Source organism: Shewanella dokdonensis, from assembly GCF_018394335.1.
Classification (GTDB): domain Bacteria; phylum Pseudomonadota; class Gammaproteobacteria; order Enterobacterales; family Shewanellaceae; genus Shewanella; species Shewanella dokdonensis.
In genome coordinates, this window is the sequence record NZ_CP074572.1 from 1,616,926 (window position 1) to 1,629,033 (window position 12,108).

Consider the following 12,108-nt stretch of genomic DNA (forward strand, 5'->3'; position numbering starts at 1 on the left):
GAAAAATCTATATCCCACAAAAAGTGGGACGCGAAATTTTAGAAAGGTCGAGGTCGACTGTCAAGAAATAGCCAGTCATGTACGACTTTTCATCAAAAAAGGCGCCCGAAGGCGCCTTTTTGTCTCGGTTTTTCGATTATTCCTGACTGCCTGCTAGGTTCAACAGGTCTGCCAAGTTCTGTTCAGCTTCGCTGGCCGTGATACCAGGTGCTTCCTGAGCCACGTCACCTTTAGTGTGAACTCGGTTCTTATGGTAAGCATAACCGGTACCGGCTGGGATCAGACGGCCCACAATGACGTTTTCCTTCAAACCGCGCAGATCGTCCTTCTTACCACCCACAGCAGCTTCTGTCAGCACACGGGTAGTTTCCTGGAACGATGCAGCAGAGATAAAGGATTCTGTTGCCAAAGAGGCTTTGGTAATACCCAGCAGTTCACGCTCGAACTTAGCAGGGCGCTTACCTTCAGCTTCCAGCTCACGGTTAACCAGTTTAACGCGAGAGACTTCTGCCTGTTCGCCAACCAGCAAATCAGAATCACCTGCTTCCGTAATAATACACTTACGCAGCATCTGACGGATGATGACTTCGATATGTTTATCGTTGATCTTCACCCCTTGCAGACGGTAAACATCCTGCACTTCGTTGACGATGTAATTGGCCACATTGTGGATGCCGCGCAAACGCAGAATGTCGTGAGCAGATTCTGGACCGTCAGCAATAACTTCGCCACGTTCCACCTTTTCACCTTCAAACACGTTCAGGTTACGCCACTTAGGGATCATCTCTTCGTAAGCATTACCGCCATCGGCTGGTGTGATCACCAAACGACGTTTGCCCTTGGTTTCTTTACCGAAGGAGATAGTACCGGTGATTTCGGCCAGGATTGCAGGTTCTTTAGGCTTACGTGCTTCGAACAGGTCAGCAACTCGTGGCAGACCACCGGTAATATCACGGGTCTTAGAAGATTCTTGTGGAATACGCGCCAGCGCATCACCCACGTTGATCTTAGTGTTGTCATCCAAGCTTACAATCGCGTGGCCAGGCAGGAAGTACTGTGCTGGCACTTCGGTACCCGGAATGGTCAGGTCATGACCTTTATCATCCACCAAGCGTACGGCTGGACGCATGTCCTTACCAGCGGATGGACGCTGTGCTACATCCATCACCACAATGGATGACAAACCTGTCAGTTCATCAGTCTGGCGTTGGATAGTCACACCGTCGATCATGTCCACAAACTGCACGCTACCTTCCACTTCAGTGATGATAGGGTGAGTATGTGGATCCCAGTTAGCGATGATCTGACCGGGTTCGATGGCAGCGCCTTCCTGTTTTTCCAGGATGGTACCGTAAGGCACTTTGTAACGTTCTTTCTCACGGCCCAAGTCATCGACAATCGCCAGTTCAGAAGAACGAGACACGATAACCAGTTTACCTTCAGTATTCACAACGTGTTTCGCGTTGTGCAGTTTCAAGGTACCCGCATTCTTGGTCTGAACGTTGTTTTCTGCTGATGCTCTCGATGCCGCACCACCAATGTGGAACGTACGCATTGTCAGCTGTGTACCAGGTTCACCGATAGACTGCGCAGCAACCACACCGATAGCTTCACCTTGGTTGATGATGTGACCACGCGCCAAATCACGGCCATAACAGTGAGCACACACACCGAAATCGGTATCACAAGTGATAACAGAACGTACTTTCACTTCATCAACACTGGCGTCTTCCAGTTTTTTACACCAGGCTTCGTCCAGCAGTGTGTTACGCGGTGCCAATACGTTTTCAGTGCCTGGGTAGTAAACATCTTCGGCAACCACACGACCCAGCACTCGTTCACGCAATGGTTCAACCACGTCACCACCTTCAATCAGCGGTTTCATGATCAGACCTTCGTGGGTACCACAGTCGTCTTCAATCACTACCAAGTCCTGAGCTACGTCAACCAAACGACGAGTCAGATAACCGGAGTTCGCAGTTTTCAGTGCAGTATCCGCCAGACCTTTACGCGCACCGTGAGTGGAGATGAAGTACTGCAGTACGTTCAAACCTTCACGGAAGTTCGCTACGATGGGCGTTTCGATGATGGAGCCATCAGGCTTAGCCATCAGACCACGCATACCCGCCAACTGACGGATCTGGGCGGCACTACCACGCGCACCGGAGTCGGCCATCATATAGATGCTGTTGAAAGATGCCTGTTCTTCCTCTTCACCGTTACGGTTGATAACGGTTTCGGTAGACAGGTTCTTCATCATCGCCTTGGATACTTTTTCGTTACAGCTGGCCCAGATGTCGATGACTTTGTTATAGCGTTCACCGGCAGTTACCAGACCAGACTGGAACTGTTCTTGGATTTCCAGCACTTCAGCTTCGGCTTCAGCAACCAGTTTGGCTTTTTCCTGTGGGATTTGCATATCATTGATGCCCACAGAGGAACCAGAAATAGTTGCATAACGATAACCGGTGTACATCAGCTGGTCGGCGAAGATAACGGTGTCTTTCAGACCCAGACGGCGATAACAGATGTTCAACAGTTTAGCGATCTGCTTCTTACCCATGTTCTGGTTCACCACTTCAAATGGCAAACCAGCAGGCAGAATCTGCGACAACAACGCACGACCTACTGTGGTGTCCACAATCCGGCGAACCTGTTTCCTCTCGCCGTTTGCTTCAATCTGAGTTTCAGTGATACGTACTTTTACACGAGCGTGCAGTTCAGCAACGCCGGTACGGTAAGCTTTTTCAGCTTCAGCGACATCGGCAAATGCCATCCCTTCGCCTTTACCGTTCACGCGTTCGCGGCTCATGTAGTAAATCCCCAACACCACGTCCTGCGATGGCACGATGATAGGTTCACCGTTAGCAGGTGACAGGATGTTGTTGGTAGACATCATCAGCGCACGGGCTTCTAACTGGGCTTCCAGTGTCAGCGGTACGTGTACCGCCATCTGGTCACCGTCGAAGTCGGCGTTAAACGCGGTACACACCAGCGGATGCAGACGAATGGCTTTACCTTCAATCAACACTGGTTCAAACGCCTGAATACCCAGACGGTGCAGTGTTGGCGCACGGTTCAGCATAACTGGATGTTCACGAATGACTTCATCCAATACGTCCCATACTTCCGGTACTTCGCGCTCAACCATCTTCTTGGCAGCTTTGATGGTAGTGGCTAAACCACGGGCTTCCAGTTTGCCGTAAATAAATGGCTTGAACAGTTCCAATGCCATTTTCTTCGGCAGACCGCACTGGTGCAGACGCAGCGTTGGGCCAACGGTAATAACCGAACGGCCAGAGTAATCCACACGTTTACCCAGCAGGTTCTGACGGAAACGCCCCTGCTTACCTTTGATCATGTCAGCCAGCGATTTCAGCGGACGCTTGTTAGAACCAGTAATCGCACGGCCACGACGACCGTTATCCAGCAGCGCATCCACAGATTCCTGTAACATACGTTTTTCGTTGCGCACGATGATATCTGGTGCAGCCAGATCCAGCAGACGCTTCAAACGGTTGTTACGGTTGATCACGCGGCGATACAGATCGTTCAAATCGGAAGTGGCAAAACGGCCACCATCCAATGGCACCAACGGACGCAGATCCGGTGGCAGCACGGGCAATACTTTCAGGATCATCCACTCTGGTTTATTGCCAGAAGTGTAGAAGGCTTCCATCAGTTTCAGACGTTTGGTCACTTTCTTGCGACGAGTTTCTGAATTAATTGATGGCAGTTCTTCACGCATTTCACCGATCTCTTTTTCAAGATCGATGGCACGCAACAGTTCCAGTACCGCTTCGGCGCCCATCTTGGCTTCGAATTCGTCACCGTATTCTTCCAATGAATCCAGGTAGTTTTCTTCGGTCAGCATCTGCCCGCGTTCCAAGCTGGTCATGCCAGGCTCGATCACTACATAAGATTCAAAATACAGTACTCGTTCGATGTCACGCAGGGTCATGTCCAGCATCAGGCCAATACGGCTTGGCAGGGACTTGAGGAACCAGATATGCGCAACGGGTGAAGCCAACTCAATATGACCCATACGTTCACGACGCACTTTGGTCTGAGTAACTTCAACACCACATTTTTCACAGATAACACCGCGATGCTTCAGGCGTTTGTACTTACCGCACAAACATTCGTAATCTTTGACGGGGCCAAAGATACGCGCACAGAACAGACCTTCACGCTCAGGCTTAAAGGTACGGTAGTTGATGGTTTCCGGCTTCTTGACTTCGCCATACGACCAGGATCGGATCAAGTCAGGCGACGCGAGGCCGATCTTGATGCCTTCAAACTCTTCGGTCTTACTTTGCTGTTTCAGAAACTTTAATAAGTCTTTCACGTTTCTCTCCTGAAGGAGTTAAACCGGGTGCCCCGCCAAACAGCGAGGCACCAATTTCTAGCCAAACACAGTCGTGTTGCGCCTTACTCTTGGTCCAGTTCGATATTGATACCGAGTGAACGAATTTCCTTCAGCAATACGTTGAAGGATTCAGGCATACCGGGTTGCATCTGGTGATTGCCGTCAACGATGTTCTTGTACATCTGGGTACGACCGTTAACGTCATCGGATTTCACTGTGAGCATTTCCTGCAGTGTATAAGCAGCGCCATACGCTTCCAGGGCCCACACTTCCATTTCACCGAAACGCTGACCACCAAACTGTGCTTTACCACCGAGTGGCTGCTGGGTAACCAAGCTGTAAGAACCGGTAGAACGCGCGTGCATCTTGTCGTCCACCAAGTGGTTCAGTTTCAGCATGTACATATAACCTACAGTCACCTGACGTTCGAAGGCATTGCCGGTAAGACCATCGTAAAGAGTCATCTGGCCGGAGGTTGGCAGACCTGCCAGTTCCAGCATATCTTTGATCTCTTTCTCTTCGGCACCGTCAAACGCTGGTGTGGCTGTTGGCAGACCCAGTTTCAGGTGGCTGGCCAGACGTATCACTTCGTCATCGGTAAAGGAGTCGATATCCACTTTCTGCTGAATGCCATCACCCAAGGCGTAAACCTTTTTGATGTAGTCACGCAGTTCCGCCACTTCACGCTGTTCTTCCAGCATGGCGTTGATACGGTTACCAATCCCCTTGGCCGCAGCACCCAAGTGCACTTCCAGTACCTGACCGATGTTCATACGTGAAGGTACACCGAGTGGGTTCAATACGATGTCCATAGGTACGCCGTATTCATCATAAGGCATATCTTCGATAGGACAGATCTTGGAGACCACACCCTTGTTACCGTGACGCCCCGCCATCTTGTCACCAGGTTGGATGGTACGTTTAACCGCCAAGTAAACTTTAACGATCTTCAGTACGCCTGGTGCCAAGTCATCACCCTGGGTGATCTTGCGGCGTTTAATTTCAAATTTCTTGTCGAAGTCAGCTTTTAGCTCTTCGTGCTGCTCGGCCAGCTGTTCCAGTTCGGTCTGCTTGCCTTCATCATCAATCACCTGCACCAGATATTCCTTGCGTGGCATATCTGCCAGCTTGGCTTCGCTGTAGCCAGCGCTGAGTAACAGGTTACGGGCACGATCGAGTACACCTTCTTCGAGGATCTTGAACTCTTCAGTCAAGTCCTTGCGTGCCTGAGCGATGTGCATCTCTTCGATTTCGATAGCACGTTTGTCTTTTTCGACACCATCACGGGTGAACACCTGTACGTCGATAACGGTACCTTTCACTGAGTTAGGAACGCGCAGTGAGCTGTCCTTAACATCAGAGGCTTTTTCACCGAAAATCGCCCGCAGCAGTTTTTCTTCTGGGGTCAGCTGTGTTTCACCTTTTGGTGTCACTTTACCCACCAGAATGTCACCACCCTTCACTTCTGCGCCGATATACACGATACCGGACTCATCCAGTTTGGAGAGTGCAGATTCACCTACGTTCGGGATGTCCGCAGTGATCTCTTCGCTACCAAGCTTGGTATCACGAGCGATACAGGACAGTTCCTGAATGTGGATGGTGGTGAAGCGATCTTGCTGAGCTACACGTTCAGAGATCAGGATGGAGTCTTCATAGTTGTAACCATTCCAGGTCATGAATGCGATACGCATATTTTGACCCAGTGCCAATTCACCCATATCAGTAGATGGGCCATCAGCCAGTACATCACCACGGGTCACAGGCTCACCAACATGGCAGCAAGGACGCTGGTTGATACAGGTGTTCTGGTTAGAACGGGTGTATTTGGTCAGGTTGTAAATATCGATACCGGCTTCGCCTGGGCTCAGCTCATCTTCATTTACTTTAACCACGATACGGCTGGCATCAACGTAATCAATCACACCGCCACGTTTAGCAGCCACACAGACGCCTGAGTCCACCGCCAGAGTACGTTCAATACCAGTACCCACCAATGGTTTTTCAGATAACAGTGTTGGTACCGCCTGACGTTGCATGTTGGCACCCATCAAGGCACGGTTGGCGTCATCGTGTTCCAAGAATGGGATCAACGAAGCCGCTACCGAGATGATCTGCTGTGGTGATACGTCCATATACTGGATATCAGACACGCGCATAAAGGTAGATTCACCTTTATGACGACAGGCGACCTGTTCATCCAGAATGCGGCCATTTTCATCCAGGTCGATGTTTGCCTGAGCAACCACATAACGACCTTCTTCAATGGCAGACAGATATTCCACTTCATCGGTTACTACACCATCAACCACTTTACGGTATGGGGTTTCCAAGAAGCCGTAGGCGTTAGTGCGTGCAAAAGTAGACAGTGAGTTGATAAGACCAATGTTTGGACCTTCAGGGGTCTCAATTGGGCACAAACGACCATAGTGTGTTGGATGTACGTCACGCACTTCGAAGCCAGCGCGTTCACGGGTCAAACCACCGGGGCCAAGCGCAGAAATACGACGCTTGTGAGTCACTTCTGACAGCGGGTTGTTCTGATCCATAAACTGTGACAGCTGTGAAGAACCGAAGAATTCTTTCACTGCGGCAGAGATCGGTTTAGCGTTGATCAGATCCTGCGGCATCAGTTCATTCAAGTCGCCCAATGACAGACGTTCACGCACGGCACGTTCAACACGTACCAAGCCAACGCGGAACTGGTTTTCTGCCATTTCACCGACTGAACGGATACGACGGTTACCCAAGTGGTCAATATCGTCCACGTCATCGAAGCCGTTACGGATTTCGATGATCTTCTTCATTACAGCAACGATATCATCTTTGCTCAGTACGCCAGTGCCTTCGTTCTCAGCGATATCGAGACGACGGTTGAACTTCATACGACCGACTTTAGACAGGTCGTAACGTTCTTCAGTGAAGAACAGGTTCTGGAACAAGGCTTCAGCAGCGTCTTTGGTTGGTGGCTCACCAGGGCGCATCATGCGGTAGATTTCTACCAGTGCTTCCATCCGGTTAGTGGTGGAGTCGATACGCAGGGTATCAGACATGTAAGCACCGTGGTCCAACTCGTTGACATACAGAGTGCTGATATCTTTGATGCCTGCCTGTGACAGGTTAGCCAGCACTTCCAGTGTCAATTCATCATTGGCGGTCAGCAATACTTCACCAGTATCAGGATCGATATAGTCCTGAGCGGCTAACTTGCCAACAATGTAATCTACTGGCACTTCCAGTTCAGTGGTGTTGGTTTTTTCCAACTGCTTGATATGGCGCGCAGTAATACGGCGGCCTTTTTCTACCAGCAGGTTGCCACCGGAATCTTTGATGTCATAGCTGGCAGTTTCGCCACGCAGACGCTCAGGCACCAACTTCATGACCAGTGAATCTTGCTTGATGCCGAAATCTACACGGTCAAAGAAGGTGTCCAGCACATCTTGAGTCGACATATCCAGTGCGCGCAACAAAATAGTTGCTGGCAGCTTACGGCGGCGGTCGATACGGACAAACAACGCATCTTTTGGATCGAATTCAAAGTCCAGCCAAGAACCGCGGTAAGGAATAATACGAGCGTTATACAACACCTTGCCTGATGAGTGAGTCTTACCACGGTCGTGGTCAAAGAACACACCAGGAGAACGATGCAGCTGGGAGACGATCACACGCTCAGTACCATTGATAACGAACGTACCGTTCTCTGTCATCAATGGGATATCACCCATATAAACTTCTTGTTCTTTAATATCTTTAACTGTGCCAGGCGCAGCTTCACGATCAAACAACACCAGACGCAGTTTTACACGCAATGGTGATGCGTAGGTAATGCCACGAATTTGACATTCCTTCACATCAAATTCTGGGCTGCCTAATCTGTAACTAACATATTGCAGTTCAGAATTACCCGAAAAACTCTTAATAGGGAAAACGCTGCGGAAAGCGGCTTCTAAGCCACGCTCACCGGTGGGATCTTGATCGGTGAACTTCTTGAATGAATCTAACTGAATCGCCAACAGGTAAGGAATATCCAGCACCTGTGGACGCTTACCGAAGTTTTTGCGAATACGCTTCTTTTCAGAATAGGAGTAAACCATGGGTTTCCTCTGCTTGCGAGATGTGACCAAGACTGGACCAACACAAAGTTAGTTCAGCACGTTTGCCCATCACCGATTGCTGGCAAGAACCTAACCAATAATCACTGCTAGGAACTGCACTTTTTACGAATGATTTCACGGTGAAAAAATCATCGGCGCCTACAGCGCAAAAAAGGCCGACGGTCAAAAAACCGCCAGCCTACACCCGGATTTAACGGCCGGATGGGAGTAAGTCAGTATCTAACTTACTTGATCTCTACAGTAGCGCCAGCTTCTTCCAGCTCTTTCTTCAGAGCTTCAGCTTCGTCTTTAGAGACACCTTCTTTAACTGCTACAGGGGCAGATTCAGCCATTGCTTTGGCTTCTTTCAGACCCAGACCAGTTGCGCCACGTACGGCTTTAATTACAGCTACTTTGTTTTCGCCGTGAGAAGTCATAACTACGTCAAACTCGGTTTTTTCTTCAACGGCAGCAGCAGCTTCACCAGCACCACCGGCAACAACGGCAGCAGCGGCAGAAACGCCGAATTTCTCTTCCATTGCTTCAACAAGTTCAACAACTTCCATTACAGACATTGCTGCAAAGGCTTCAAGGATTTGGTCTTTAGTGATAGACATAAGAAATAGTTCCTATTGTACTGAATTCAATTCGGTTAAGCAGCAAGCCAATAATTAGGCTGCTTCTTGTTTTTGATCGCGCAGTGCGGCCAATGTACGAACAAACTTGCCAGCGGCGGCTTCTTTCATAGCCATCATCAACCGTGCCAGTGCTTCTTCGTATGTTGGCAGTTTTGCCAAACGATCAATGTCAGCTGCAGGGATGAATTCCCCTTCAAAAGCTGCACCCTTAACTTCGAAATTAGCCTGCTCTTTCGCAAAGTCTTTTAACAGACGTGCGGCAGCACCTGGGTGCTCGTTAGAGAAAGCAATCAAAGTTGGGCCAGAGAACACTTCGCCAAGACACTCAAAAGCAGTGCCTTCAACAGCGCGACGAGCTAGCGTGTTACGTACTACGCGTACATATACACCATTAGCACGAGCGGCTTTACGCAGTGTGGTCATGGCGCCTACAGTCACGCCGCGAGAATCCGCGACAACTGCAGACAGCGCACCTTTGGCAGCTTCGTTGACTTCAGCAACAATCGCTTGTTTGTCTTCGAGTCTTAATGCCATTGGGCTTTACTCCTGGATTCTACCTAGGGTTTCCCCTAGCGTTTACCTTACTGAACAGGAATCTGTTCAGTTACTTACGGTGCAGATAATCCAGCAGAACAAATCTATCTGGGGCCTGACACCGTCTACGCAGGAAATTAAGTATCTAAAAGAGACACCTGCGGTCTTGGACGGAAGCCCGAAATATCGGGCTCCAACCCACAAAGTGCGCGCATTATAGGCTAATACACGCATTTTGTAAAATTAAGCAGCAGTTGTATCCAGAGTATTCTGGTCAACAGCAACACCGGCACCCATGGTAGTGGATACGGTGACTTTCTTGATGTACTGGCCTTTCGCAGCAGCAGGCTTAGCCTTCTTCAGTGCGATCATCAGTGCTTCAAGATTTTCTTTCAGTTTCACTGGTTCGAAGTCAGCTTTACCGATAGTGGTATGGATAATACCGTTCTTATCAGTACGATAACGAACCTGACCAGCCTTGGCGTTCTTAACGGCTTCAGCAACGTTAGGAGTCACAGTACCAGTCTTAGGGTTAGGCATTAAACCACGTGGGCCGAGGATCTGACCTAACTGACCAACAACGCGCATCGCATCTGGAGAGGCGATAACTACGTCGAAGTTCATTTCGCCCGCTTTTACCTGAGCAGCCAGTTCGTCCATACCTACCAGTTCAGCACCAGCTGCCTTGGCGGCGTCAACGTTAGCACCTTGGGTAAATACAGCAACGCGAACGTCACGACCAGTACCGTGAGGCAGTACGATAGCACCACGCACGTTCTGATCTGATTTACGAGGGTCAACACCCAGGTTAACGGCAACGTCCACACTTTCAACGAATTTAGCAGTCGCCAGTTCTTTCAACAGCGCCAGTGCTTCATTGATGTCGTATGCTTTGGTAGCTTCCACTTTTTCGCGGATAACGCGCATGCGTTTAGTCAACTTTGCCATTGTATTAGTCCTCTACTACCAAACCCATGGAACGAGCAGTACCTTCGATTGAGCGAGTCATCGCTTCAACGTCAGCACCAGTCATGTCAACAGCTTTCAGTTCAGCGATTTCCTGAACTTTAGCGCGCTTGATAGTACCCACTTTCTGAGTATTAGGACGGCTTGAACCTGATTTCAGGCCAGCAGCCTGCTTCAACAAGAATGAAGCTGGCGGAGTCTTGGTTTCGAAAGTGAATGAGCGATCGCTGTATACAGTGATCACTACAGGAATAGGCATGCCCTTTTCCATTTTTTCTGTACGGGCGTTAAACGCTTTACAGAATTCCATGATGTTCACACCTTTCTGACCCAGAGCAGGACCAACTGGTGGTGAAGGGTTGGCAGAGCCTGATTTTACTTGCAGCTTAATATAAGCTTCAATTTTCTTAGCCATCTGATTTTCCTCAGTTTGGGTTCAAACGCCTGTGCAACATACACGAGGCTCCCGAAAACAACGGGTGCGGATTATATAGAAATCCACACCCGTTGCCAAACGGATTTTGTCGTTAATTTAATCAGCTTTTCTCAACCTGATTAAAGTCCAGCTCTACCGGAGTAGAACGGCCGAAGATCATGACAGACACTTTTACGCGGCTCTTGTCATAATCCACTTCTTCAACGGTACCGTTGAAGTCAGCAAACGGCCCATCAGTCACCCGAACCACTTCACCAGGTTCGTACATGACGCGATGGGTCGGAGAATCTGTAGTTTCCTGCAAGCGACGCAGGATTGCATCGGCTTCTTTATCGGAAATAGGGGCTGGACGGTCAGAAGTACCGCCAATAAAGCCCATTACCCGTGGAATGCTTTTCACCAAGTGCCAAGATTCATCGTTCATTTCCATCTGAACCAGCACATAACCTGGGAAAAATTTGCGTTCACTCTTGCGACGCTGACCGCCACGCATTTCCACGACTTCTTCAGTAGGCACCAGTACTTCACCGAAGTACTTTTCCATACCATGCATTTTGATATGTTCGATCAGCGACTTGCATACCCGGCCTTCATAACCAGAAAAAGCCTGAACGACATACCACCTTTTTTAGCTTCATTCGCTTCTGTCATGAGAAAGCCTATACGCCAGTAATAAGGTTAACAATTTTCAGTAGGGCGGCATCCAGGCCCCACAGGATGACGGCCAGCACCCCGGTAGCAATCAATACAATAAAGGTTGTATTCAATGCTTCTTGACGGGTCGGCCACACCACTTTGCGGACTTCAATCTGAGATTCTTTAGCAAAGGCCAGTGCTTGTTTGCCTTTTACTGTCTGCAGTGCAACAAAGCCTGCAATGGCAAACAGTACAATCACGCCGAGGGCTCTTACCACTACGCTGGCATCGCTGTAATAATGGTTGCCGACAATCGCAACAGCCAGCAGCACAATAGTGATCACCCACTTAAGAATATCCAGAGAATGGCCCTGGTTTTCGGTATTTGTTGTCATCGGTTAATTCCGTTACTCATTGCGACCCGAGCATAAGGGC

The 12,108-nt window shown here is 49.4% G+C and carries 7 protein-coding genes and 1 pseudogene; all 8 read right to left on the reverse strand.

Annotated elements, in window-relative coordinates:
• Positions 1 to 136 precede the first annotated feature (136 nt).
• Entirely contained in the window at positions 137 to 4,348 is a 4,212-nt protein-coding gene (gene rpoC / locus KHX94_RS07750; RefSeq protein WP_213682966.1) for a DNA-directed RNA polymerase subunit beta', read from the reverse strand.
• Between the two features lie 83 nt (positions 4,349 to 4,431).
• Positions 4,432 to 8,463, reverse strand: a complete 4,032-nt coding sequence (gene rpoB / locus KHX94_RS07755; RefSeq protein WP_213682967.1) for a DNA-directed RNA polymerase subunit beta — start codon at positions 8,461 to 8,463, stop codon at positions 4,432 to 4,434.
• A gap of 245 nt (positions 8,464 to 8,708) precedes the next feature.
• A complete protein-coding gene (gene rplL, locus KHX94_RS07760; RefSeq protein ID WP_213682968.1) occupies positions 8,709 to 9,080 on the reverse strand; it encodes a 50S ribosomal protein L7/L12 in 372 nt (123 codons plus the stop codon).
• A gap of 54 nt (positions 9,081 to 9,134) precedes the next feature.
• Entirely contained in the window at positions 9,135 to 9,635 is a 501-nt protein-coding gene (gene rplJ / locus KHX94_RS07765) for a 50S ribosomal protein L10 (protein WP_213682969.1), read from the reverse strand.
• Positions 9,636 to 9,878: 243 nt separating this feature from the next.
• Positions 9,879 to 10,583, reverse strand: a complete 705-nt coding sequence (rplA, locus tag KHX94_RS07770) for a 50S ribosomal protein L1 (RefSeq protein WP_213682970.1) — start codon at positions 10,581 to 10,583, stop codon at positions 9,879 to 9,881.
• 4 nt (positions 10,584 to 10,587) lie between these two features.
• On the reverse strand, positions 10,588 to 11,016 hold the full coding sequence (rplK, locus tag KHX94_RS07775; RefSeq protein WP_189618129.1) for a 50S ribosomal protein L11: 429 nt from the start codon (positions 11,014 to 11,016) through the stop codon (positions 10,588 to 10,590).
• 121 nt (positions 11,017 to 11,137) lie between these two features.
• Positions 11,138 to 11,688, reverse strand: a pseudogene (gene nusG, locus KHX94_RS07780) (transcription termination/antitermination protein NusG).
• 8 nt (positions 11,689 to 11,696) lie between these two features.
• A complete protein-coding gene (gene secE / locus KHX94_RS07785) occupies positions 11,697 to 12,068 on the reverse strand; it encodes a preprotein translocase subunit SecE (protein WP_213682971.1) in 372 nt (123 codons plus the stop codon).
• Positions 12,069 to 12,108 lie beyond the last annotated feature (40 nt).

Coding starts and splice junctions, on each gene's coding strand:
- rpoB (WP_213682967.1), bottom strand. CDS start 8,463: ATGGTTTACTCCTATTCTGAAAAGAAGCGTATTCGCAAAAACTTCGGT.
- rplL (WP_213682968.1), bottom strand. CDS start 9,080: ATGTCTATCACTAAAGACCAAATCCTTGAAGCCTTTGCAGCAATGTCT.
- rplJ (WP_213682969.1), bottom strand. CDS start 9,635: ATGGCATTAAGACTCGAAGACAAACAAGCGATTGTTGCTGAAGTCAAC.
- rplA (WP_213682970.1), bottom strand. CDS start 10,583: ATGGCAAAGTTGACTAAACGCATGCGCGTTATCCGCGAAAAAGTGGAA.
- rplK (WP_189618129.1), bottom strand. CDS start 11,016: ATGGCTAAGAAAATTGAAGCTTATATTAAGCTGCAAGTAAAATCAGGC.
- secE (WP_213682971.1), bottom strand. CDS start 12,068: ATGACAACAAATACCGAAAACCAGGGCCATTCTCTGGATATTCTTAAG.